This window comes from Type-E symbiont of Plautia stali, assembly GCF_059731115.1.
In genome coordinates this window covers 2,884,468-2,908,182 of sequence record NZ_AP035906.1, presented here as the reverse complement: position 1 = coordinate 2,908,182, position 23,715 = coordinate 2,884,468, and the positions used below count along the sequence as shown (strand labels likewise).

Annotated in this window: 21 protein-coding genes; 17 read left to right on the top strand and 4 right to left on the bottom strand. The window is 53.9% G+C overall.

Annotated features, from left to right (window positions below; genetic code table 11):
- Positions 1 to 76 precede the first annotated feature (76 nt).
- Together AC6I8L_RS13325 and AC6I8L_RS13320 are read right to left on the bottom strand one after the other, a co-directional pair.
- Entirely contained in the window at positions 77 to 1,294 is a 1,218-nt protein-coding gene (locus AC6I8L_RS13325) for a pyridoxal phosphate-dependent aminotransferase (RefSeq protein ID WP_034825078.1), read from the bottom strand.
- A 27-nt stretch (positions 1,295 to 1,321) separates the two neighbouring features.
- Positions 1,322 to 1,555: a hypothetical protein gene (locus tag AC6I8L_RS13320; RefSeq protein WP_153012312.1), complete on the bottom strand. Its 234-nt coding sequence runs from the start codon at positions 1,553 to 1,555 to the stop codon at positions 1,322 to 1,324.
- A gap of 704 nt (positions 1,556 to 2,259) precedes the next feature.
- Between AC6I8L_RS13320 and lrhA the strand changes: the two genes are divergently transcribed.
- The 15 genes from lrhA to AC6I8L_RS13245 all read left to right on the top strand — a co-directional run bounded on the left by lrhA (position 2,260) and on the right by AC6I8L_RS13245 (position 19,637).
- Positions 2,260 to 3,183 carry a transcriptional regulator LrhA gene (gene lrhA, locus AC6I8L_RS13315; protein ID WP_058961296.1) on the top strand — a complete coding sequence of 308 codons (924 nt, stop codon included), beginning with the start codon at positions 2,260 to 2,262 and terminating at the stop codon, positions 3,181 to 3,183.
- A 660-nt stretch (positions 3,184 to 3,843) separates the two neighbouring features.
- Complete coding sequence (locus AC6I8L_RS13310) at positions 3,844 to 4,287, top strand: NADH-quinone oxidoreductase subunit A (protein ID WP_034825074.1); 444 nt, start codon at positions 3,844 to 3,846, stop codon at positions 4,285 to 4,287.
- Between the two features lie 15 nt (positions 4,288 to 4,302).
- Positions 4,303 to 4,983, top strand: coding sequence for a NuoB/complex I 20 kDa subunit family protein (locus tag AC6I8L_RS13305; RefSeq protein WP_007889318.1), 681 nt, complete (start codon positions 4,303 to 4,305; stop codon positions 4,981 to 4,983).
- A gap of 115 nt (positions 4,984 to 5,098) precedes the next feature.
- Positions 5,099 to 6,898: an NADH-quinone oxidoreductase subunit C/D gene (gene nuoC, locus AC6I8L_RS13300; protein ID WP_058961297.1), complete on the top strand. Its 1,800-nt coding sequence runs from the start codon at positions 5,099 to 5,101 to the stop codon at positions 6,896 to 6,898.
- A 2-nt stretch (positions 6,899 to 6,900) separates the two neighbouring features.
- Positions 6,901 to 7,416 (top strand): NADH-quinone oxidoreductase subunit NuoE, encoded by a 516-nt coding sequence (gene nuoE, locus AC6I8L_RS13295; RefSeq protein ID WP_058961298.1) that lies wholly within the window; start codon positions 6,901 to 6,903, stop codon positions 7,414 to 7,416.
- A gap of 2 nt (positions 7,417 to 7,418) precedes the next feature.
- A complete protein-coding gene (nuoF, locus tag AC6I8L_RS13290) occupies positions 7,419 to 8,759 on the top strand; it encodes an NADH-quinone oxidoreductase subunit NuoF (protein WP_176505727.1) in 1,341 nt (446 codons plus the stop codon).
- Positions 8,760 to 8,863: 104 nt separating this feature from the next.
- A complete protein-coding gene (gene nuoG / locus AC6I8L_RS13285; protein WP_034825065.1) occupies positions 8,864 to 11,587 on the top strand; it encodes an NADH-quinone oxidoreductase subunit NuoG in 2,724 nt (907 codons plus the stop codon).
- Complete coding sequence (gene nuoH / locus AC6I8L_RS13280; RefSeq protein ID WP_045813644.1) at positions 11,584 to 12,561, top strand: NADH-quinone oxidoreductase subunit NuoH; 978 nt, start codon at positions 11,584 to 11,586, stop codon at positions 12,559 to 12,561. The genes nuoG and nuoH overlap by 4 nt, the downstream gene beginning before the upstream one ends.
- An 11-nt stretch (positions 12,562 to 12,572) precedes the next feature.
- On the top strand, positions 12,573 to 13,115 hold the full coding sequence (gene nuoI / locus AC6I8L_RS13275; protein ID WP_034825061.1) for an NADH-quinone oxidoreductase subunit NuoI: 543 nt from the start codon (positions 12,573 to 12,575) through the stop codon (positions 13,113 to 13,115).
- A 10-nt stretch (positions 13,116 to 13,125) separates the two neighbouring features.
- Positions 13,126 to 13,677 carry an NADH-quinone oxidoreductase subunit J gene (gene nuoJ, locus AC6I8L_RS13270; RefSeq protein ID WP_034825059.1) on the top strand — a complete coding sequence of 184 codons (552 nt, stop codon included), beginning with the start codon at positions 13,126 to 13,128 and terminating at the stop codon, positions 13,675 to 13,677.
- Positions 13,674 to 13,976, top strand: a complete 303-nt coding sequence (gene nuoK / locus AC6I8L_RS13265; protein WP_034825057.1) for an NADH-quinone oxidoreductase subunit NuoK — start codon at positions 13,674 to 13,676, stop codon at positions 13,974 to 13,976. Before nuoJ ends, nuoK begins: the two co-directional genes overlap by 4 nt.
- On the top strand, positions 13,973 to 15,808 hold the full coding sequence (nuoL, locus tag AC6I8L_RS13260) for an NADH-quinone oxidoreductase subunit L (RefSeq protein WP_058961299.1): 1,836 nt from the start codon (positions 13,973 to 13,975) through the stop codon (positions 15,806 to 15,808). Before nuoK ends, nuoL begins: the two co-directional genes overlap by 4 nt.
- Before the next feature lie 220 nt (positions 15,809 to 16,028).
- Positions 16,029 to 17,549, top strand: a complete 1,521-nt coding sequence (nuoM, locus tag AC6I8L_RS13255) for an NADH-quinone oxidoreductase subunit M (RefSeq protein ID WP_058961300.1) — start codon at positions 16,029 to 16,031, stop codon at positions 17,547 to 17,549.
- A gap of 6 nt (positions 17,550 to 17,555) precedes the next feature.
- Positions 17,556 to 19,019, top strand: coding sequence for an NADH-quinone oxidoreductase subunit NuoN (nuoN, locus tag AC6I8L_RS13250; RefSeq protein WP_034825051.1), 1,464 nt, complete (start codon positions 17,556 to 17,558; stop codon positions 19,017 to 19,019).
- A gap of 165 nt (positions 19,020 to 19,184) precedes the next feature.
- On the top strand, positions 19,185 to 19,637 hold the full coding sequence (locus AC6I8L_RS13245; RefSeq protein ID WP_058961301.1) for a GNAT family N-acetyltransferase: 453 nt from the start codon (positions 19,185 to 19,187) through the stop codon (positions 19,635 to 19,637).
- 148 nt (positions 19,638 to 19,785) lie between these two features.
- Here AC6I8L_RS13245 and AC6I8L_RS13240 read toward each other — a convergent pair whose 3' ends face one another.
- Positions 19,786 to 21,444 (bottom strand): glucan biosynthesis protein D, encoded by a 1,659-nt coding sequence (locus AC6I8L_RS13240; RefSeq protein WP_045813641.1) that lies wholly within the window; start codon positions 21,442 to 21,444, stop codon positions 19,786 to 19,788.
- Between the two features lie 291 nt (positions 21,445 to 21,735).
- Between AC6I8L_RS13240 and elaB the strand changes: the two genes are divergently transcribed.
- Both elaB and AC6I8L_RS13230 read left to right on the top strand, forming a co-directional pair.
- Complete coding sequence (gene elaB, locus AC6I8L_RS13235) at positions 21,736 to 22,044, top strand: stress response protein ElaB (RefSeq protein WP_034825045.1); 309 nt, start codon at positions 21,736 to 21,738, stop codon at positions 22,042 to 22,044.
- 152 nt (positions 22,045 to 22,196) lie between these two features.
- A complete protein-coding gene (locus AC6I8L_RS13230) occupies positions 22,197 to 23,393 on the top strand; it encodes a nicotinamide mononucleotide deamidase-related protein YfaY (RefSeq protein WP_058961302.1) in 1,197 nt (398 codons plus the stop codon).
- 59 nt (positions 23,394 to 23,452) lie between these two features.
- Here the strand turns inward: AC6I8L_RS13230 and yfaE are convergent, their stop codons facing one another.
- Positions 23,453 to 23,713, bottom strand: a complete 261-nt coding sequence (yfaE, locus tag AC6I8L_RS13225; RefSeq protein WP_058961303.1) for a class I ribonucleotide reductase maintenance protein YfaE — start codon at positions 23,711 to 23,713, stop codon at positions 23,453 to 23,455.
- Positions 23,714 to 23,715 lie beyond the last annotated feature (2 nt).

The window sequence follows — 23,715 nt, the reverse complement described above, 5'->3', positions numbered from 1 at the left end:
CTCACGCAGGTAAGCAACCTGAATTCATTCACTTGCTGCCTGCATGCATGCATGCATTGCGGGTCAGTGTGTCAGACTACTGACGATAGCCTTGCAGGAAACGACCAAATTTATTGATCGCCATCTCCAGATCATCAACACGTGGCAAGGTGACGATGCGCACATGATCCGGCCATGGCCAGTTAAAGGCGGTACCCTGAACCAGTAGCACTTTCTCTTGTAACAGGAAATCCAGCACCATTTTTTGATCGTCAAAGATGTTGAATTTCTTGGGATCGATGCGCGGGAACATGTACAAAGCGCCTTGCGGTTTCACGCAGCTGACGCCCGGAATGTCGTTGATCAATTCCCAGGCACGTTGGCGCTGTTCATACAAACGACCACCAGGTGCAATAAACTCGCTGATACTTTGATAGCCACCTAACGCCGTTTGAATCGCATGCTGAGCAGGCACGTTGGCGCACAAACGCATCGACGCCAGCATCTCCAGCCCTTCGATATAGCCCTTAGCGTGTTTCTTCGGACCGTTTAACACCATCCAACCCTGACGGAATCCCGCAACACGGTAGGTTTTAGACAGGCCATTAAAGGTCACGGTCAGCAGATCCGGCGCCAGTGCCGCAATCGAATGGTGCTGTGACTCGTCATACAAAATCTTGTCGTAGATTTCGTCAGCGAAAATGATCAGGTTGTGCTGACGCGCAATCTCCACCACTTCCATCAGCAGTTCTTTGCTGTACACCGCACCCGTTGGGTTGTTCGGGTTAATGATGACGATGCCACGCGTGCGCGGAGTTATCTTACTCCGGATATCGTCCAAATCCGGGAACCAGCCCGCAGACTCATCACACAGATAATGCACAGCTTTACCGCTCGACAGCGACACGGCTGCCGTCCATAAGGGATAATCTGGCGCAGGTACCAGCATCTCATCACCACTGTTCAGCAATGCTTGCATCGCCTGCACAATCAGTTCAGATACACCGTTACCAATGTAGATATCTTCGACGGTAACATCGCGCATATCACGCGCCTGGTAGTGCTGCATAATCGCTTTACGCGCCGAATACAGCCCTTTTGAATCACAATAGCCTTGCGAGCTCGGCAGGTTGCGAATCACATCAACCAGAATTTCATCAGGGGCTTCAAAACCAAACGGGGCAGGGTTGCCGATGTTGAGTTTGAGAACTTTATTACCTTCTTCTTCCAGACGCTTAGCTTCTTTCAGTACCGGGCCACGGATGTCATAACAGACATTTTCCAGCTTGCCGGATTTATCAATTTGAAAATTCATCGTTACCGCCTTAACGGGCAGAGTCCTTTAACCTGCCACCAAAATGAAACCTGCCCAATTTACTCCTCTCACTGTCACAAAAGAAGGGCGGCTTAAGGTTTTGGCGCGTTTGCCAATGATTCCTGTCTTGAGTGGCGTAAAACGCAGTTTGCGAAGGTTAATCTGGTTAATAACTCTATTGTTTGATTTTTCTGTAATATAAAATGCTGGTGGTTTGTGCTGGCACTGTAAAGCCGCTAATCCATAGAAAATGGAGGTCATTAAGAAATTTTTTATTTACATCCTGCAAAAAAAACCATTAGCGACCTGATGAAATAGTTAAAGAAATCTTGTTGGATGTCGAAGAACTAAACAGTGCCGTTGCAGCCATCGCTGGTGCCATTAAATGTCATGCATTCTTAATCAGTTTAAGGTGGCAGCATGAAGCGCTGCGAAGTGACCTGTTCTGATAACAGCAGCAGTTTAAATAGCATTTACACTGTAACTTTAACGCAGCTGCAGCAGTTTAAGAACCTGGGGGGTTAAAAAATGAGCGCTGTTGTGGCAGGATGTGGCGGAAAAGGGATTTGGTCAAAAAATGCGATGATTTGATCAAAAACATTTCCCTTTAAAGCGTAAAAATGATTAAGTATAATTTATTATTTGATGCACTTTATCGCTTCGCATCAGCATAACATGATGTTATCTCTTTTTGACCCGCAGGCCGTTTTCGCGGGAAACTAGACAACTACGCAGCTTCCAGCACCTGTGCGACATACGTCTTCGGACCCGAAGTTGTTCTGTCTTATTAGACGGCACTCCTCTGAATACAGAGTGACGTATCCGTCGGCATCCGCCTGACACGATTTTTCCATGACAGCTCCACACAGGGCTGTCATTAAGCACCATTACCTCTTATCTATTTGATAAGTAGGGTAATACACCAGGGTAGTAGTTTTAAAAAATCTTATAAGTGAAGAAAAAACATGACTAATGCAAATCGTCCGATACTGAATCTCGACCTCGATCTGCTGCGTACTTTTGTTGCTGTCGCTGACTTGAATACTTTTGCGGCGGCGGCTGCAGCAGTGTGCAGAACGCAATCCGCAGTAAGTCAGCAGATGCAACGTCTGGAACAATTGGTAGGTAAAGAGCTGTTTGCCAGACATGGACGTAATAAACTGTTGACGGAGCATGGCATTCAGTTGCTAGGCTACGCCAGAAAGATCCTTCGTTTCAATGACGAAGCGTGCACCTCTTTAATGTACAGCAACATCCAGGGCGTACTGACTATCGGCGCCTCCGATGACACTTCCGATACCATTCTGCCGTTCCTGCTTAACCGCGTAACGTCGGTCTATCCGAAGCTGGCCATTGATGTGCGCGTCAAACGCAACCCGTTCATGATGGAAATGCTGAATCAGGGTGAGGTTGATCTGGTTGTCACCACGTCCAGTCCTGGTAATTTCACCCATCAGGTCCTGCGTACTTCTCCGACGCTTTGGTACTGTGCTGCGGATTACATCTTCCAGCGCGGCGAAGCCATTCCACTGGTGCTGCTGGATGAACCAAGTCCGTACCGTGACATGGCGATCGATCACCTGAATGAAGCGGGCATCCCATGGCGCATTTCGTATGTTGCATCAACGCTGGCAGCAGTGCGTGCGGCAGTGAAAGCGGGTCTGGGTGTCACAGCACGCCCGGTTGAGATGATGAGCCCAGAGCTGCGTGTAATGGGTGCAGCTGAAGGGCTGCCGGTATTGCCCGATACTCAGTACCTGCTGTGCCGTAACCCAGACAGTGATAACGAGTTGGCGCTGGCGATCTTCAACGCGATGCAGTCCACCAACGATCCTTACAATCTGACGGCAAATGCAGATGGCACCCTGCTGCTGGATGACGAAGAGTAAGGTCAACAATAGCGGGTTATTCCTTCACGTTGGAATACCGGTTAATTGTTAAAACTTATTAAAATGAGCCTTAGACTGATAAACATCAGCTAAGGCTTTTTTTATGCATTTTAATTCACGCTTTCTAACGCGATTCACCACCAATAATTTTCCTCTCTTCCTGAAAAATGGAAATTGTTCCATTTTTGCTCAAAGTGGAACTTCTTTATCATTCCGTGCCATCTTTCCCAGGGCATTTGCCTGTACCGATCGCCGATTTTTACAGCAAAAAACACCATTATGTGTTCTGGATCAAAAAAATACCCCCTATAAGGGGGGGGAAATCCCTGTAAGACCTGTCAAAATATGATTGTTAAATGCACGATCCATGCATGTGAATACCCGCTACACTGAAATTAACCTCACAAACTGAAGCGATTTAGCTGGTATGATGGGGTTCGTTTGTTAATAATATGCTACTGGTGTTAATTAATGTTTGGATGCTTTTGTCAAAGTTGACAAAAGGTTATAGAAAGGAGTAAAAAACCCCATAAAATTGCTGCTTATTTGATAATGACAGCATAGTTTACAAGGTTTTTTATCCTTCCCTTGAATTCATGTGGTGTGTTTGCTGCAACAGTGCAGGATGCCAGCGCCACTTTTGATGAGTAAGCAAAGAGTATGTCGACAACCACAGAAGTGATCGCTCATCACTGGGCGTTTATTGTTTTTATTGTTATTGCATTTGGCCTGTGTGCCTTCATGTTGACCGGCGGTTGGTTGTTAGGTGGTCGTGCGCGGGCACGCCATAAAGACACCCCGTTTGAATCGGGTATCGAATCCGTCGGTGATACCCATATTCGCCTCTCCGCTAAATTCTATCTGGTTGCGATGTTCTTCGTTATTTTCGACGTCGAAGCCCTCTATTTATACGCCTGGTCGACTTCAATCCGTGAGAGCGGATGGGTCGGCTTTGTCGAAGCCGCAATTTTCATTTTGGTGCTATTGGCAGGCCTGGTTTATCTGGTGCGCATCGGTGCACTGGATTGGGCTCCTGCGCGTCGTCGCGTAGTGGTCAAATCAATTCCGGTCAGTCACAACCACACCAACCCTCATAAGCAGTAAAAGCGAGGCAATAAGATGGACTACACGCTGACACGCGTAGACCCGAACGGCGGCGGTGATAACGATCGCTATCCGCTGCAGAAACAGGAGATTGTTACCGATCCTCTGGAGCAGCACGTTCATCGCAGCGTCTATATGGGCAAGCTCGAGCATGCCCTGCATGACATGGTGAACTGGGGTCGTAAAAACTCTCTGTGGCCGTACAACTTCGGTCTTTCCTGTTGCTACGTGGAAATGACCACGTCATTCACTGCGGTGCATGACGTGGCGCGTTTTGGTGCGGAAGTCATGCGCGCCTCCCCACGTCAGGCTGACTTTATGGTGATCGCCGGTACGCCGTTTACCAAAATGGCGCCGGTTATTCAGCGTTTGTATGACCAGATGCTGGAACCGAAATGGGTGATCTCCATGGGTGCTTGTGCAAACTCGGGCGGCATGTACGACATCTACTCTGTGGTGCAAGGCGTGGATAAATTCCTGCCGGTTGACGTGTACATTCCGGGCTGCCCACCGCGTCCTGAAGCTTACATGCAAGCGCTGCTGCTGCTGCGTGAGTCGATTGGTAAAGAGCGCCGTCCACTGTCGTGGGTGGTGGGTGATCAGGGCGTTTATCGCGCCAATATGCAGCCAGAGCGTGAAAGAAAACGCGGCGAGCGTATTGCCGTCACTAACCTGAGAACGCCAGACGAAGTCTAAGCTTCCCGTACACGGATGGCACAACGGCCGCAGCAGAACATCACAATTTAATGTGCGCCGCCATCCTGACGCCTTCTTTTAGCGCCTGATTACAGGCCGGAATGGTGAGTAACGTATGACAGATTTAACCACGCAAGATCTCGCTCAGCCTGCATGGCAAACCCGCGACCATCTGGATGATCCAGTGGTCGGCGAGCTGCGTAACCGTTTTGGGCCGGATGCCTTTACCGTTCAGGCCACCCGCACCGGTATTCCGGTCGTCTGGGTGAAACGTGAACAGTTACTGGAAATTGTCGAATTCCTGCGTAAGCTGCCAAAGCCGTACGTCATGCTGTATGACTTGCACGGTTTCGATGAGCGTTTACGTACCCACCGCGACGGTTTACCCGCCGCGGATTTTTCCGTTTTCTATCACCTGCTTTCGATTGAACGCAACCGCGACATCATGCTCAAGGTGGCGCTGTCTGAAAACGATCTGAATGTGCCAACCATCACCAAAATCTTCGCCAATGCCAACTGGTATGAGCGCGAAACCTGGGAGATGTTTGGTATCACCTTTAATGGTCACCCGCACCTGACGCGCATCATGATGCCGCAGACCTGGGAAGGCCATCCGCTGCGTAAAGATTACCCGGCGCGAGCCACTGAGTTCGACCCGTTCGAACTGACCAAACAGAAAGAAGATCTGGAAATGGAGGCGCTGACCTTCAAGCCTGAAGACTGGGGCATGAAGCGTAGCACCACCAATGAGGACTTCATGTTCCTCAACCTGGGTCCTAACCACCCGTCCGCGCACGGTGCCTTCCGTATCATCCTTCAGTTGGATGGCGAAGAGATAGTCGACTGCGTGCCGGATGTCGGCTACCACCATCGTGGTGCTGAGAAGATGGGCGAGCGCCAATCCTGGCACAGCTATATTCCGTACACCGACCGTATCGAATATCTCGGCGGCTGCGTGAACGAGATGCCTTACGTGCTGGCGGTGGAAAAATTAGCCGGCATCACCGTGCCGGATCGCGTCAACGTGATCCGCGTGATGCTGTCAGAGCTGTTCCGTATCAACAGTCACTTGCTGTACATCTCCACCTTTATCCAGGACGTGGGTGCCATGACGCCGGTGTTCTTCGCTTTCACCGACCGTCAGAAAATTTATGACGTGGTTGAAGCGATTACCGGTTTCCGTATGCACCCAGCCTGGTTCCGCATCGGCGGTGTGGCACACGATCTGCCGAAAGGGTGGGAGCGTCTGCTGCGTGAGTTCCTCGACTGGATGCCGAAGCGTCTGAAAGAGTATGACAAAGCCGCACTGCGCAATACCGTGTTGATGGGCCGTTCGCAGGGCGTTGCGGCCTATAACATGGACGAAGCGCTGGCGTGGGGCACCACTGGTGCTGGCTTACGTGCCACCGGTCTCGACTTTGACGTGCGTAAATGGCGTCCGTATTCAGGCTATGAAAACTTCGATTTTGAGATCCCTGTTGGCGCAGGTATTAGTGATGCCTACACCCGCGTTCAACTGAAAATGGAAGAGATGTGGCAGTCACTGCGCATTCTGGAACAGTGCCTGAAAAACATGCCGGAAGGCCCGTTCAAAGCGGATCACCCGCTGACCACGCCGCCACCAAAAGAGCGCACGCTGCAACACATCGAAACCCTGATCACGCACTTCCTGCAAGTTTCGTGGGGCCCGGTCATGCCGGCCAACGAATCCTTCCAGATGATTGAAGCGACTAAAGGGATCAACAGCTACTACCTGACCAGCGATGGCAGCACCATGAGCTACCGCACCCGTGTGCGTACGCCAAGCTTCCCGCACCTGCAGCAGATCCCATCGGTGATCCGCGGCAGCCTGGTATCCGACTTGATCGTATACCTCGGTAGTATCGATTTTGTTATGTCAGACGTGGACCGCTAATTATGCACGATCAAAAAATTGCCATTCACACTATCGACCCTGATGAGGTCTTTGTGCTGAGCGAGACCGAGCACCACGCTATTGAGCACGAAAAACACCATTACGAGGATGCACGCGCCGCCTCAATTGAAGCGTTGAAGATCGTGCAGAAGCAGCGTGGATGGGTGCCAGATGGCGCCATCAATGCCATTGCTGAAGTGTTGGGCATTCCAGCCAGTGACGTAGAAGGTGTGGCGACGTTTTACAGCCAGATCTACCGCACGCCGGTTGGCCGTCACGTCATTCGTTATTGCGACAGCGTGGTGTGCCACATCACCGGTTTCCAGGGCATTCAGGCTGCGCTTGAGCAGAATCTGAATATCAAGCCGGGCCAGACCACAGCCGATGGCCGCTTTACCCTGCTGCCAACCTGCTGCCTGGGCAACTGTGACAAAGGCCCAACCATGATGGTGGATGAAGATACCCATGTTCATCTGACGCCGGAAGGCATCGCCAACCTGCTGGAGCAGTATCAATGACCATTAAACAGATCATTCGTACTGCGGAAACGCATCCACTCACCTGGCGTCTGCGCGACGACAAGCAGCCGGTGTGGATCGATGAATATCGCAGTAAAAACGGTTATGTCGGCGCTGATAAAGCACTGAAAGGCATGAGCCAGGACGAAATCGTTGCGGCAGTGAAAGACTCCGGTCTAAAAGGTCGCGGTGGCGCAGGATTTAACACCGGCCTGAAGTGGAGCCTGATGCCGAAAGACGAATCCATGAACATCCGTTACCTGCTGTGTAACGCCGATGAAATGGAGCCGGGCACCTATAAAGACCGCCTGCTGATGGAGCAAATGCCGCACCAGTTGGTGGAAGGTATGCTGATCAGTGCGTTCGCTTTGAAAGCCTATCGTGGCTACATCTTCTTACGTGGCGAGTACATCGAAGCGGCCGTGCATCTGCGCCGTGCGATTGCCGAGGCCACCGAAGCGGGATACCTCGGTAAAAACATCCTCGGTACCGGTTTCGATTTTGAACTGATCGTGCACACCGGCGCGGGACGTTACATCTGTGGTGAAGAGACCGCGCTGATCAACTCACTGGAAGGTCGTCGTGCGAACCCGCGTTCTAAGCCACCGTTCCCGGCGAGTGCGGGCGTGTGGGGCAAGCCAACCTGCGTCAACAACGTGGAAACCTTGTCCAACGTCCCAGCCATCTTCCTCAACGGCGTTGACTGGTACAAGAACATCTCTACCAGCGAAGACACCGGTACCAAAATGATGGGCTTCTCTGGCCGCGTGAAAAATCCAGGCGTGTGGGAACTGCCGTTTGGCACCACCGCGCGTGAGATTCTGGAAGATTATGCCGGTGGCATGCGCGATGGCCTGAAATTTAAAGCCTGGCAGCCAGGCGGTGCGGGTACGGATTTCCTGACCGATCAACACCTTGATCTGCCAATGGAATTTGCCAGCATCGGTAAAGCCGGCAGCCGTTTAGGCACGGCATTGGCGATGGCGGTCGATCATGAAATCGGCATGGTTTCGCTGGTGCGTAATCTGGAAGAATTCTTTGCGCGCGAGTCCTGTGGCTGGTGTACGCCGTGCCGTGATGGTTTGCCATGGAGCGTGAAGATCCTGCGTGCGCTGGAGCAGAAAAAAGGCCAGCCGGGTGACATCGAAACCCTGCTGCAACTCTGTCGCCAACTTGGCCCAGGGAAAACCTTCTGTGCCCACGCACCGGGTGCCGTTGAGCCATTGCAGAGCGCGATTAAATATTTCCGTGAAGAGTTTGAAGCCGGCATTGCGCCGCAGGTGTTTGGCAATACCCGATCGATCGGTGGTATTCAGCCCAACCTGCTGAAAGCGCGCTGGTAATCAGCCGCCGTACACGGAATTCACCCTGCGCCGACACGGCGCGGGGGACAGAATTAGATGTTTAACGCTCGTCTTAGGGCGAGCCTTACGGAAGCATGTTCACTATGGCTACAATCCATGTAGACGGTAAAGAATATGATGTGAACGGAGCGGACAACCTGTTGCAGGCGTGTCTCTCTCTGGGCCTTGATATTCCTTATTTTTGCTGGCATCCGGCGCTGGGAAGCGTGGGAGCCTGCCGCCAGTGTGCGGTGAAGCAATTCCAGAATGCCGAAGATACCCGTGGTCGTCTTGTTATGTCATGCATGACACCGGCGTCGGACGGCACCTTTATTTCCATCGACGATGGCGAAGCGAAAGAGTTTCGTGAAAGCGTGGTGGAATGGCTGATGACCAACCATCCGCACGACTGTCCAGTGTGCGAAGAGGGCGGTAACTGCCATCTGCAAGATATGACGGTCATGACGGGCCACAGCTTCCGTCGTTACCGCTTCACCAAACGTACGCACCAGAATCAGGATCTCGGCCCGTTCATCTCCCATGAAATGAACCGCTGTATCGCCTGCTATCGCTGCGTGCGTTACTACAAAGATTACGCAGACGGCAAAGATCTCGGCGTTTACGGTGCCCACGATAACGTTTACTTCGGTCGCCCGGAAGATGGCACGCTGGAGAGCGAGTTCTCCGGTAACCTGGTCGAGATCTGCCCGACCGGCGTATTCACCGATAAAACGCACTCTGAACGCTACAACCGTAAATGGGATATGCAGTTCGCACCGAGCATCTGCCAGCAGTGCAGCGTGGGTTGTAACACCAGCCCAGGCGAGCGTTATGGTGAACTGCGTCGTATCGAAAACCGTTACAACGGTACCGTAAACCACTACTTCCTGTGTGACCGTGGTCGTTTCGGTTATGGCTATGTGAACCGCAAAGATCGTCCACGTCATCCAGTACAGAAGCGCGGCAACGATTGGGTCAGTCTGAATGCCGAACAAGCGGTGAATGCCGCGGCTGACGTACTGCGTCAGGCGAAGCGTGTGATTGGGATTGGATCACCGCGTGCCAGCATTGAAAGCAACTTTGCGCTGCGTGAACTTGTCGGTGCGGAAAACTTCTCCACCGGTATGCCTGCCGCTGAGCAGGCACGCGTTGAGTTGATGCTGAAAGTATTGCAGGAAGGCGGTATTTACACGCCATCACTGCGCGAAATCGAAAGCTACGATGCGGTGCTGGTGCTGGGTGAAGATCTGACTCAGGTCGGTGCGCGTGTCGCACTTTCTGTGCGTCAGGCGGTGAAAGGTAAAGCACGTGAAATGGCAGCAGCCCAGAAAGTGGCTGACTGGCAGATCGCGGCGATCCTTAACATCGGTCAGCACGCCAAACATCCGCTATTTGTCACCAATGTTGATGAAACCCGTCTTGATGATATCGCGGCGTGGAGCTATCGCGCACCGGTGGAAGATCAGGCTCGTCTCGGCTTCGCTATTGCCAATGCGCTCGATGAAGCCGCTCCAGCAGTCAGTGGCTTTGACAGCAAGCTGAATGGCAAGCTGGATGTGGTGGTACAGGCGTTAGCTGGTGCCAAAAAACCACTGATTATTTCTGGTACTCACTCTGGCAGCACCGCGATGATTGAAGCGGCCGCCAACGTGGCAAAAGCACTGAAAGGTCGCGGCGCCGATGTCGGTATCACTTTCCTTGCCGGTGCAGCTAACAGCTTTGGTCTCGGCCTGATGGGTGGTCAATCGCTGGATAGCGCGCTGGAGCAGCTGGATAAAGGTGAAGCAGAAGCGCTGGTGGTGCTGGAAAACGATCTCTATCGTCACGCACCAAAGGCCACCGTTGATGCGGCACTGCACAACACCGCACACGTGATCGTGGTTGATCACCAACGCACCGCCACGCTGGAAAAAGCCGGTCTGGTGCTCTCGACGGCGAGCTTCGCCGAGAGCGATGGCACCTCGATCAACCAGGAAGGCCGCGCACAGCGTTTCTTCCAGGTTTACGATCCGGCTTACTACGATAACAGCATTGTGATGCTGGAGAGCTGGCGCTGGCTGCACTCGCTGCACAGCACTGTTGAAAGCCGTCAGATTGACTGGACGCTGCTTGATCACGTGATCGATGCCACCGTTGCAGCATTGCCACAGTTGAAAGGTATTAAAGACGCGGCGCCGGATGCAAGCTTCCGTATTCGCGGTCAGAAACTGGCGCGTTCACCGCACCGTAACAGTGGCCGTACCGCGATGCGTGCCAATATTAGCGTGCACGAACCGCGTCAGCCGCAAGACAAAGACACCATGTTTGCCTTCTCAATGGAAGGTAACAACCAACCAGGCGCACCACGTTCGCAGATTCCATTCGCCTGGGCTCCAGGCTGGAACTCCCCGCAAGCATGGAACAAGTTCCAGGCTGAAGTCGGTGGCAAACTGCGTCATGGCGATCCGGGTGTGCGTCTGTTTGAAGCGAGCGAAGGATCACTGCCGTGGTTCACCGCCGTGCCAGAAAGCTTTGTTGAAGGCAGCCAATATCGCGTTGCACCTTACTATCAGCTGTTTGGTAGTGAAGAGATGACTCAGCGTTCACCGACCTTCCAGAAGCGTATGTCGCCAGCTACGCTGGTGATTAACCCGGCTGATGCGGAGAAACTGGGCGTCAATAACGGCTCTGCGGTTGAACTGGTTTGTGCCGGTGAAACGCTGCGTCTGCCAGTACGCTTCTCCACTTCCCTGCAAGCAGGGCAGGTGGGTCTGCCGCTGGGTATGCCAGGTGTGCCGCCGTTCCTCTCAGGTGCGCAAGTTGACAAACTGCAGGAGGCTGCACAATGAGCTGGCTGACACCGGACGCTATCGACATCCTCATCCAGATCCTGAAAACCATTGTGATTCTGCTGGTGGTGGTGGGTTGTGGTGCCTTTATGAGTTTCGCCGAGCGTCGTCTGCTCGGCTTATGGCAGAACCGTTATGGACCGAACCGTGTTGGCTGGGGCGGCTCACTGCAGCTGGCGGCGGACATGATCAAAATGTTCTTCAAAGAGGACTGGGTTCCGCCGTTTACCGACCGCTTCATCTTTACTCTGGCACCGGTTATTGCCTTTGTATCGCTGCTGCTGGCGTTTGCCATCGTGCCGGTTTCACCGACCTGGATGGTGACAGACCTGAATATCGGTCTGCTGTTCTTCCTGATGATGGCCGGTCTGGCGGTTTACGCCGTGCTGTTCGCCGGTTGGTCGAGTAACAACAAATACTCACTGCTGGGTGCAATGCGTGCTTCCGCGCAGACGCTGAGCTACGAAGTGTTCCTTGGCCTGTCGCTGATGGGTGTGGTGGCGCAAGCCGGTTCATTCAACATGAACGCCATCGTCGAGAGCCAGACGCACTTGTGGAACATCATTCCGCAGTTCTTCGGCTTCGTGACCTTCTGTATCGCGGGCGTCGCGGTTTGTCACCGTCATCCGTTTGACCAGCCAGAAGCGGAACAGGAACTGGCCGATGGTTACCACATCGAATATGCCGGTATGAAGTTCGGTCTGTTCTTCGTCGGTGAATATGTGGCGATCACCACGGTTTCAGCGCTGATTGTCACGCTGTTCTTCGGTGGCTGGCATGGTCCATTCCTGCCGCCATTCATCTGGTTCGCCCTGAAAACGGCGTTCTTTATGGTGATGTTTATCCTGATTCGTGCTGCGCTGCCGCGTCCACGTTATGACCAGGTGCTGTCGTTCGGCTGGAAAGTGTGTCTGCCGTTGACGTTATTGAACCTGCTGGCGACCGCCGCAGTGATTCTGTACAGCGCGCAGTAAGGGGTTTTGAGATGACTTTAAAAGATATTGTCGTTGGCTTCGGCACGACAGTGCGCAGTATCTGGATGATAGGCATGCATGCCTTCGCCAAGCGCGAAACCCAGATGTATCCAGAAGAACCGGTTTACCTGCCGCCGCGCTACCGTGGCCGTATCGTGCTGACGCGCGATCCGGACGGCGAAGAGCGCTGTGTTGCCTGTAACCTGTGTGCGGTAGCCTGTCCAGTGGGTTGTATCTCACTGCAGAAAGCGGAAACGGTTGATGGTCGCTGGTATCCGGAGTTCTTCCGCATCAACTTCTCGCGCTGCATCTTCTGCGGTCTGTGCGAAGAAGCCTGCCCGACCACGGCGATTCAGCTGACCCCCGATTTTGAGTTGGGTGAGTTCAAGCGTCAGGATCTGGTGTACGAGAAGCAGGACCTGCTGATTTCCGGTCCGGGTAAATATCCGGAATACAACTTCTATCGCATGGCGGGTATGGCGATCGACGGGAAAGAGAAGGGCGAAGCGGAAAACGAAGCCAAGCCAATCGACGTCAAAAGCTTGTTACCTTAAGGAGCCAGGTATGGAATTTGCGTTTTATCTTTGCGGACTGGTGGCGGTGCTAACGACATTGCGCGTTATCACTCACACCAATCCGGTACATGCGCTGCTGTACCTGATTGTTTCGCTGCTTTCGATTGCGGGCGTGTTCTTCTCAATGGGCGCTTACTTTGCCGGTGCGCTGGAGATCATCGTTTACGCCGGTGCCATTATGGTGCTTTTCGTGTTCGTGGTGATGATGCTGAACCTGGGCAAAACCCAGCAGGACCAGGAGCGCGAGTGGCTGAAGCCTTCGCTGTGGATTGGGCCTGGCATCGTCTCCCTGTTGCTGCTGGTGGTGATGATTTACGCCATTAGTACCGCGCACGATCAGGGCATTGATGGCACCGTCATCGATGCCAAAGCGGTGGGTATCAGTCTGTTTGGTCCTTACGTACTGGCGGTTGAGCTGGCGTCAATGCTGCTGCTGGCCGGTCTGGTGGTGGCCTTCCATATCGGACGTGAAGAGCGTCAGGGCGAAGTGCTGAGCAATCGCCATGCTGATGCACATGCGAATAAGGAGGATCACGCATGATCCCGTTACAACACGGCCTGATGTTGGCTGCTGTGCTGTTTGTTCTCGGCCTGACCTCGCTGGTACTGCGCCGCAATTTGCTATTTATGCTGATTGGTCTGGAGATCATGATCAACGCCGCGGCACTGGCGCTGGTGGTAGCAGGGAGCTACTGGGGACAAGCTGACGGCCAGGTGATGTACATTCTGGCGATCAGCCTCGCGGCGGCGGAAGCCAGCATCGGCCTGGCCCTGCTGCTCCAGCTCTATCGTCGTCGTCAGACGCTGAACATTGACACAGTGAGCGAGATGCGCGGATGAATCTTCTCTATTTAACCGTATTATTTCCGCTGATTGGCTTTCTGCTATTGGCGTTTTCCCGTGGTCGCTGGTCGGAGAATCTGTCGGCAGCGGTGGGAATGGGATCGGTCGGTCTGGCGGCGTTGACCACCGTTTTCGTTGGTATGGATTTCTTCAGTAACGGTCAACAGCCTTTTACTCAGGCGTTGTGGACATGGATTCAGGTCGGCCACTTTGATATCAAAGTCAACCTGGTACTGGACGGCTTGTCACTGACCATGCTGTCAGTGGTCACGGGTGTCGGCTTCTTCATCCACATGTTTGCTTCCTGGTACATGCGCGGTGAAGAGGGCTATTCACGCTTCTTCGCTTACACCAACCTGTTCATCGCGAGCATGGTGGTGTTGGTGCTGGCCGACAACCTGATGCTGATGTATCTCGGTTGGGAAGGCGTGGGCCTCTGCTCTTATCTGCTGATTGGCTTCTACTACAGCAACCCAGAGAACGGCAAAGCGGCGATGAAAGCCTTTATCATCACCCGTGTCGGTGACGTGTTCCTGGCATTCGCTCTGTTCATTCTCTACAACGAACTGGGTACGCTGAACTTCCGCGAGCTGGTGGAACTGGCGCCGGCGCACTTCGCCGCTGACAACCACATGCTGCAGTGGGCAACCCTGATGCTGTTGGGTGGTGCGGTCGGTAAATCTGCTCAGTTGCCACTGCAAACGTGGCTGGCTGATGCGATGGCGGGTCCTACGCCGGTATCAGCTCTGATCCACGCCGCCACCATGGTAACCGCGGGTGTTTACCTGATTGCGCGTACCCATGGCTTGTTCCTGCTGACGCCGGAAGTGCTGCATCTGGTGGGTATTGTGGGGGCGATTACGTTGGTGCTGGCAGGCTTTGCCGCGCTGGTGCAAACCGACATCAAGCGCGTGCTGGCTTACTCTACCATGAGTCAAATCGGCTACATGTTCCTCGCGCTGGGCGTGCAGGCATGGGACGCGGCCATTTTCCACTTGATGACGCACGCCTTCTTCAAAGCACTGCTGTTCCTTTCTTCTGGTTCGGTCATTCTGGCCTGCCACCACGAGCAGAACATCTTCAAAATGGGCGGCCTCCGTAAGAGCATCCCACTGGTGTACACCTGCTTCCTGGTCGGCGGCGCTGCGCTGGCGGCGCTGCCGCTGATTACCGCAGGTTTCTACAGTAAAGATGAAATCCTGTTTGGTGCGCTGGCGAATGGTCACATCAATCTGATGGTGGCGGGTCTGGTCGGTGCATTCCTGACCTCAATCTACACCTTCCGCATGATCTTTATCGTGTTCCACGGCGAAGAGAAAATTCATGCGCATGCGGGCAAAGGCATTACTCACCATCTGCCACTGATTGTGCTGTTAGTGCTCTCCACCTTCGTTGGCGCCATGATTACGCCACCGCTGGCGGGTGTACTGCCGCAGAATGAATTCGGTGAAGGCGGCAAAGTGGCGCTGGAAATCACCTCAGGCGTGGTCGCGATTGTCGGCATCCTGATTGCTGCTGCCCTATGGCTCGGCAAACGCCAGCTGGTCACCAGTGTCGCCAACAGCGCGCCGGGTCGTTTCTTCGGCACCTGGTGGTTTGCGGCATGGGGCTTCGACTGGCTGTATGACAAGGTGTTTGTGAAACCTTATCTGGGCATTGCCTGGCTGCTGAAGCGCGATCCGCTGAACTCACTGATGAACCTGCCTGCGCTGCTGTCGCGCATTGGTAATAAAGGCCTGGTGGTGAGCGAGAACGGTTACGTGCGCTGGTATGTGGCTTCCATGAGTGTCGGTGCCGTGGTGGTACTGGCGCTGATGCTGGTGATTTAAAGATTGATGAGCGGGGGCGAGAGGATCAAGGATTCTCTCATCCCAGAAGCGAATGTGAAAAATTGCCTGAATGACGAAGCGTTATTGATGTAGCCCGTTTCGTTGCCGTCAGTGTGTAGCAACCCAAGCGTATTTTGTTCGTGAGGGTGGCGAGCGCTGACGGTGATGAACGTGGCAAGCAAGATAGCTCGAAATCAGGTTGAAAAAAGGGAAGTATGCCGTGCTATTACCTTGGCTAATAATCATACCTTTTGTTGGGGGTCTGCTTTGCTGGTTAGCAGAGCGCCTCGGCGCAAAAGTGCCGCGCTGGATCGCCATGATCACCATGGGACTGACGCTGGCACTCGGTCTGCAGTTGTGGCTGCAGGGAGGCTATTCACTCACCCAGGCTGCAGGAATGCCGCAGTGGCAGTCGACTTTCTCGGTGCCATGGATTCCGCGCTTCGGCATTAACTTCCATCTGGCTATCGACGGTTTGTCACTGCTGATGGTGGTGCTGACCGGTCTGCTCGGGTTGATGGCGGTGCTCTGTTCCTGGAATGAAATCGAGAAGTATCAGGGCTTTTTCCACCTCAACCTGATGTGGATCCTCGGTGGTGTGATTGGCGTGTTCCTCTCCATCGACATGTTCCTGTTCTTCTTCTTCTGGGAAATGATGCTGGTGCCGATGTACTTCCTCATCGCGCTCTGGGGTCACAAAGCCTCTGACGGTAAAACGCGTATCAGTGCCGCAACCAAATTCTTCATCTATACCCAGGCTTCGGGGCTGGTGATGTTGATTGCGATTTTGGCGCTGGTATTTGTGCACTACAACGCCACGGGCGTCTGGACCTTCAGCTACGAAGAACTGCTGAAAACGCCAATGTCGCACACCGTTGAATATCTGCTGATGCTCGGCTTCTTTATCGCTTTCGCAGTGAAAATGCCAGTGGTGCCCCTGCACGGCTGGTTGCCGGATGCGCACAGTCAGGCACCGACAGCCGGTTCGGTTGACCTCGCAGGAATCTTGCTGAAAACGGCGGCGTATGGTCTGCTGCGTTTCAGCCTGCCACTGTTCCCGAATGCTTCCGCAGAGTTTGCGCCGATTGCTATGTGGCTCGGTGTACTGGGTATCTTCTACGGTGCCTGGATGGCGTTCTCGCAGACGGATATCAAACGTCTGATTGCTTACACCTCCGTTTCGCACATGGGCTTCGTGCTGATTGCTATCTACACTGGCAGCCAGCTGGCGTTCCAGGGCGCGGTGATTCAGATGATTGCTCACGGCCTGTCCGCCGCAGCACTGTTCATCTTGTGTGGGCAGCTTTATGAGCGTCTGCATACCCGTGACCTGCGTCAGATGGGTGGTTTGTGGTCACGCATTAAATGGATTCCAGGCCTGTCGCTGTTCTTCGCGGTGGCCAACCTCGGTATGCCAGGCACCGGTAACTTTGTCGGCGAATTTATGATTCTGACCGGCAGTTTCCAGGTGGTGCCGGTGATTATCGTGATTGCCACCTTTGGTCTGGTGTTTGCCTCGGTGTATTCGCTGGTGATGATGCAGCGCGCTTACTACGGCGAAGCGAAATCGAAAGCTCCGCTGCCGGGCATGTCACCGCGTGAATTCATGACGATCGGCGTGCTGGTGGTGCTGCTGGTTCTGCTGGGTGTTTATCCACAGCCGATCCTTGATACCTCTCACGCTGCGATGAGCAATATTCAGCAGTGGTTTACCGCTTCAATTTCAACTACAAGGCCGTAATTCGCCATGACAATAACTCCTCAACATCTGATTGCGTTACTGCCGCTGTTGATCGTCGGATTGACGGTGGTGGTGGTGATGCTGTCCATTGCGTGGCGACGCAACCACTTTGTTAATGCCACGCTGACGGTCATTGGCCTGAACGTAGCGCTGTTTTCACTGTGGTTTGTCGGTCATGTCGGTGCCATGGATGTCACGCCGCTGCTGCGCGTTGACGGTTACTCAATGTTCTACACCGCGCTGGTGCTGCTGGCCAGCCTCGCAACCTGCACCTTTGCTTATCCGTGGCTGGCCGGTTTCCCGGACAACAAAGATGAGTTCTATCTGCTGGTGCTGATTGCGGCGCTCGGTGGCATCGTGCTGGCGAGTGCCAACCATCTGGCGGCGCTGTTCATCGGTATTGAACTGCTGTCACTGCCGCTGTTTGGTCTTATCGGTTACGCATTCCGTCAGAAACGTTCGCTGGAAGCGGCACTGAAGTACATGATCCTGTCCGCTGCAGCGTCCTCGTTCCTGATCTTTGGTATCGCGTTGATTTATGCCGATTCTGGCAGCCTGAGCTTTGTGCAACTGGGTAAAAGCCTGAATGACAGCATGATCCAACAGCCGCTGCTGCTGGTCGGTTTGGGCATGATGATTATCGGCCTCGGCTTTAAGCTGTCACTGGTTCCGTTCCACCTGTGGACACCAGACGTTTATCAGGGTGCGCCTGCGCCGGTTTCAACCTTCCTGGCCACCGCCAGCAAAATCGCCATCTTTGGTGTGGTGATGCGCTTGTTCCTGTACGCGCCAGTAACCGACAGCGAAGCCGTGCGCACCGTGCTCGGTGTTATCGCCTTTGTGTCGATTCTGTTCGGTAACCTGATGGCGATTTCGCAGAGCAATATCAAACGTCTGCTCGGTTACTCATCGATCGCGCATCTTGGCTATTTGCTGGTGTCACTGATTGCGGTGAAAACCCATCAGCTGTCACTGGAAACGGCGGGTGTGTACCTGGCGGGTTACCTGTTCAGCAGCCTCGGCGCGTTCGGTGTGGTCAGCCTGATGTCCAGCCCGTACCGTGGCCCGGATGCGGATACGCTTTACTCTTACCGTGGTCTGTTCTGGCATCGTCCAATTCTGTCAGCGGTCATGACCGTTATGATGCTGTCTCTGGCCGGTATCCCGATGACGCTGGGCTTCATTGGTAAGTTCTATGTCATTGCTTCCGGTGTGAACGCGCATCTGTGGTGGTTAACCGCGGCAGTCGTTGCCGGCAGTGCGATCGGTCTTTACTACTATCTGCGTGTGACGGTGAGCCTGTACCTCAGCCCACCAGAAATGCACACGCGCGATCGTGACACGCCAGCCAACTGGGCCTTCACCGCTGGTGGTGTGGTGGTGCTGATTTCTGCGATTCTGGTGCTGCTGCTGGGTGTCTATCCTCAGCCACTGATTTCGCTGGTGCAGATGGCTCAGCCGCTGATGTAAATGCGCTTTGACCCCATGAATCAGGCCTCAGGGCCTGATTTTTTTTGCCTGTAATCTGAGAATACGATCACGGCAAGGCAATGCGGCAACCCTGTATGGCTGCTCAATCCCGCGCGCTGTGATACTCTCAGGAGATCACTTTTTTCGCTCAGACAAGGAAGCATCATGGAAATGCAATGGCTTGATTGCCACCACAGTGAACTGAGTGCACAGCAGTTATATACCGTGCTGGCACTGCGCAATCACGTATTCATTGTGGAGCAGAACTGCCCCTATCAAGACGTAGATGGTCAGGATTTGCGAGCAGAGAATCGCCACATCATGGGCTTCCTTGACGGCAAATTATTGGCCTACGCTCGTGTGCTTACGCCCTCACTGGACAGCGCCCCGGTGATGATTGGTCGCGTGATCGTGTCCGAAGAAGCGCGTGGCCTGAAGTTGGGCTATCGACTGATGGAGAAAGCGCTGGAGAGTTGCGATACCCATTGGCCGCTACGCACTATTTATTTATCGGCGCAGGCCCATCTGGAAGGGTTTTACGGTCGTCTTGGCTTCAAAGCGGTGGGGGACGTTTACATGGAAGATAACATTCCACACATCGGTATGCAGAAAGCGTAATGGCGAGGAATACTCCTCGCCATTTATACCCGTCATACTTCAAATTTCCGGTGAGTTGGCTGCCTGGCTCACCCAAATTACTAACTTGAGTCAGCTCATCGGGCTCTCTTGTTTACCGCCTTCCTGAAATTCGAACTTTTAGGGGATATCAGCCCGGCGTCATCTGTCGGTCATCGGTGTATTTACGCTGATCCGGCGGCGGTGGGAAATACTGATACAGCCAGGTTTCACTTAAGGTCTCATCTTTGGTGCGCAGGAACAGGCGCATATCCACCGGCTTAGTGGAGTCACTGTTCGGGTACCAGTCAAACAAGATGCGGTAGCCGTTGAGGGGTTCAACATACAGGATCTCAACCTGCTTGATGGTACCGGCATTGACGGTGATCACCGGCTCAATACCTTTCGGCGCTGCGGCTTTCAGATCGCCACCGACGAAATCAATCGCAAAGCGACGGCACCACTGATCAGGGAAGTGTTCGCCCGGCGCCCAACCTTCTGGGAAGCCACCAATACCGGTACGTGTCGCATCCACGCGCGCCAGACCGCTGCGCACAGGTGGCAGCTGGCTCCAGTAGAGTTTGTACTGGAAGTTGAATTCGCTGCCTGCTTTGACCGGCTCGGTTGGCTGCCAGAAGCACACCACGTTATCCAATGTTTCACCAGTGGTCGGGATCTCCATCAGATTGATGGCGCCTTTACCCCATTTGCCAATTGGTTCGACCCACAGGCTAGGACGTTTGTCATACCAGCCAATGACATCCTGATAATCTTTGAAGTCGTGATTGAGCTGCAACAGGCCGAAACCACGTGGGTTTTCATCTTCATAGGCATTGAACTGCAAGCGCTGCGGGTTGTTCAGCGGGCGCGCAATCCACTCGCCTTTACCGGTCCACATTGCCAGACGATCGGAGTCATGGATTTGTGGATGATAGGTATTACACATACGACGCTCGTTGGTGCCGCAGCTAAACATACTGGTCATCGGCGAGATGCCGAGCTGACGAATGTCGTTACGAGCAAACAGGTGGTTTTCCACCTCCATCACCACGCGTTTCTCTTCGCAGTGGATAGTGAACTTGTACGCACCAGTGACGCTGGCGCCGTCCAGCAGCGCATAAACCACAAAGGTGGTATCGTCGGCTTTCGGTGTTTCAAACCAGAAGGCGGTAAAGTCAGGGAACTCCTCGTGGCCGTTGCTGAAGGTATTTACCGCCACGCCGCGCGCTGACAAGCCGTACTGGAAGGTTTCATCAACCGCACGGAAGTAGCTCGCGCCGAGGAACGAGACGATATCGCGACGCGCCAGTTCTGGTTTTTTAAACGCGCGGAAACCGGCGAAGCCCAAATCGGTTTTGCCGACCAGCTGCTGGGTATCGACGTTAGCGTTATGATAGTTAAACAGTTCAGGGCGGAAGTGGATTTCGCGCGCTTCGCGACTATCGGCATCCACGGAGAACATGCGGATACGGCGTTTAAAGCCCATCCCCACGTGGAAGAACTGCACATCTAATTCGCGATCGGGAATGTTGTTCCACAGCGAATGGTTGGCATCGTACTGAATTTCGTTGTAAGCCTGCGGTGTCAGATTGGCCAGGGTGTCAGGAAGCGGGCCGGGTGCGCCGCCCCAGGGCTGTTTCGCCAGCGCGGAAGCTTTCTTTTTCAGTGAGTCGAAATCGAAGCGCACTGCGGTGCCGTCGGCGATGCCATCATCGGCCCAGGCGGACTGCGCAAACAGCGAGGAGAGCCCGGTCATGCCGCTTGCGGCAGAGAGGGCCATGGACGCTTTCATAAATTTTCTACGATTCATGCCGGAAATCTAATCCTTAGCTGCTCTGGTGTGTTGTGACTGTCGTAAGACGCATTGCGTCTGGCTACAAGGGGATACGACAGTCGCGGAATTAAAAAATTCAGTCTGACAAAAATTTATCAGATTAATCAAATAAGCGAAGCAGAATTCACGCGGCAACAGCGCGGATTACGCAACTTTGCATTGAGTCGAGCAAAAACCAGCGCAATCCGAATCCCTTGCGCGCAGCAAATACCGAATTTATGACTATAGTTAAACGACGATAAGTGACGAGCATGGAGGAAGTATAACGTGTCATCTTCAGATCAATTTGAAACTCGCCTTGATGACGACCTGGCGCTACTGACAGAAACTTTGGAAGAAGTACTGAAATCGTCGGGTGATCCGGCCGATCAAAAGTACATCGAATTGAAACTTAAAGCGGAACAAGCGCTGGAAGACGTGAAGAATCGCGTTAGCCAGGCTTCTGACAGCTATTATTACCGTGCCAAAAAAGCGGCCTATCGTGCCGACGATTATGTGCATGAAAAACCGTGGCAGGGGATCGGCATTGGCGCCGCCGCTGGCCTGTTTGTCGGTTTACTGTTGGCCCGCCGCTAAATTGTCGGGGCGTAACGCCGGTTACGCCCGATTCCTCTTTTTTACCGCGTTATCCCTCTCATTTGTCTCGAATCCTTGTTTCGCATCAACGGCGATTGTGTTTCGCGTGCGCGCTTTCTACAGTAAAGCGACAGGGATAAGGAGAAAGTAACGTGATACGTGTTGAAATGCTCTCAACGGGCGATGAAGTGTTGCATGGGCAGATTGTCGATACTAATGCCGCATGGCTGGCGGATGTGCTGTTCCAGCACGGTTTGCCAATGACCAGCCGCAGTACCGTTGGCGATGCGATGTCCTCGCTGGTGGAGGCGCTGCAGAGTCGCAGCCAGATTGCCGATGTGCTGATTGTGAACGGTGGCCTTGGCCCAACCAGCGACGATCTCAGTGCGCTGGCCGCTGCCACCGCGTGTGGCACCGAATTGGTGATCCAGCAGGAATGGCTGGAGAAGATGGAAGCCTGGTTTGCCAGCCGTGGACGCATCATGGCGCCGAGCAACCGCAAGCAGGCGGAAATTCCGGCGAATGCCGAGCTGATTGATAATCCGGTGGGGACCGCGTGTGGCTTTGCACTTCAGCTCAATCGCTGCTGGATATTCTTCACGCCGGGGGTGCCGTCCGAATTCAAAGTGATGGTCGAGCAGGAGATCATTCCGCGTTTGAAAGCGCGTTTTGATTTACCTGAGCCGCCGCTGTGTTTGCGTCTGACCACCTTTGGTCGCGGCGAGAGTGACATTGCTGCCGAACTGGAGCCGTTACCGTTGCCGGAAGGTGTGGTAATGGGCTATCGCTCATCAATGCCAATCATTGAAATCAAACTCACCGGACCGGCCAGCCAGCGTGTGGCGATGGAGCAGGCGTGGCAGCAGGTTAAGCTGCTGCTGGCGGAATGCACTATCTTCGAAGGCACTGAAGGTTTGCCTGCTATGTTAGCGCGTGAGTTGCAACAGCGTGGTTTCCGGTTGGCGCTAAGCGAGCAATATACGGCGGGATTACTCAACTGGCAGCTGGCGTCAGCGGACGTGCCGCTCAGCGCAGCAGAGATTCTGCCTCCTCATGATGAACCGCTGGAATCCCAGGTCGAGCGCACGCGCAATCTGGCCGCACACCACGGCACGGTGTTGGCGCTGTCGGTGGGCAATCTGGAAGAGGGCGAAGTGGCGATTGCGCTGCATACGCCGGAAGCCAGCTGGGGCCAGCGCGTGAAGTTCACCCATGGGCGTCACAATGTTGAAACCCGGCAGAAAGTTGTGGCGATGATGGCGATGAACATGCTACGTCGCTGGCTGCACGGCAGTGAAGTCAGTACCGGGCATGGCTGGATTGATGTGCTGGAAGCCGTGAAACAGTAACTGCGTGGGCAGGCTTTGCCATGAATTTCACCGGATCGCCATTGATGGCGACCCGGTGTTTAAATCTCGATCTCAATCTCCCCTTTGGCGCGGCAGCAGCAGGGCAAAATCTCGCCCTTCTGGATAAACGCCAACGGGGTTTCTGCGTAAGCCACTTCGCCTTTCAATAGACGCATGCGACATGAACCGCAGTAGCCTTCACGGCACTGAAACTCTACGCAGACATTGTGCGCTTCCAGTGCCGTCAGCAGATTGGGATGATCTTCTGCGCACTCCAGCCGGGAGCCGGAACTGCGCAGAATAACAACAGAACGACTCATGC

Coding starts and splice junctions, on each gene's coding strand:
- AC6I8L_RS13245 (WP_058961301.1), top strand. CDS start 19,185: ATGGAAATGCAATGGCTTGATTGCCACCACAGTGAACTGAGTGCACAG.
- nuoH (WP_045813644.1), top strand. CDS start 11,584: ATGAGCTGGCTGACACCGGACGCTATCGACATCCTCATCCAGATCCTG.
- yfaE (WP_058961303.1), bottom strand. CDS start 23,713: ATGAGTCGTTCTGTTGTTATTCTGCGCAGTTCCGGCTCCCGGCTGGAG.
- nuoG (WP_034825065.1), top strand. CDS start 8,864: ATGGCTACAATCCATGTAGACGGTAAAGAATATGATGTGAACGGAGCG.
- nuoE (WP_058961298.1), top strand. CDS start 6,901: ATGCACGATCAAAAAATTGCCATTCACACTATCGACCCTGATGAGGTC.
- AC6I8L_RS13325 (WP_034825078.1), bottom strand. CDS start 1,294: ATGAATTTTCAAATTGATAAATCCGGCAAGCTGGAAAATGTCTGTTAT.
- nuoK (WP_034825057.1), top strand. CDS start 13,674: ATGATCCCGTTACAACACGGCCTGATGTTGGCTGCTGTGCTGTTTGTT.
- nuoN (WP_034825051.1), top strand. CDS start 17,556: ATGACAATAACTCCTCAACATCTGATTGCGTTACTGCCGCTGTTGATC.
- AC6I8L_RS13310 (WP_034825074.1), top strand. CDS start 3,844: ATGTCGACAACCACAGAAGTGATCGCTCATCACTGGGCGTTTATTGTT.
- nuoL (WP_058961299.1), top strand. CDS start 13,973: ATGAATCTTCTCTATTTAACCGTATTATTTCCGCTGATTGGCTTTCTG.
- nuoC (WP_058961297.1), top strand. CDS start 5,099: ATGACAGATTTAACCACGCAAGATCTCGCTCAGCCTGCATGGCAAACC.
- nuoJ (WP_034825059.1), top strand. CDS start 13,126: ATGGAATTTGCGTTTTATCTTTGCGGACTGGTGGCGGTGCTAACGACA.
- AC6I8L_RS13320 (WP_153012312.1), bottom strand. CDS start 1,555: ATGACCTCCATTTTCTATGGATTAGCGGCTTTACAGTGCCAGCACAAA.
- lrhA (WP_058961296.1), top strand. CDS start 2,260: ATGACTAATGCAAATCGTCCGATACTGAATCTCGACCTCGATCTGCTG.
- AC6I8L_RS13305 (WP_007889318.1), top strand. CDS start 4,303: ATGGACTACACGCTGACACGCGTAGACCCGAACGGCGGCGGTGATAAC.
- nuoI (WP_034825061.1), top strand. CDS start 12,573: ATGACTTTAAAAGATATTGTCGTTGGCTTCGGCACGACAGTGCGCAGT.
- AC6I8L_RS13240 (WP_045813641.1), bottom strand. CDS start 21,444: ATGAATCGTAGAAAATTTATGAAAGCGTCCATGGCCCTCTCTGCCGCA.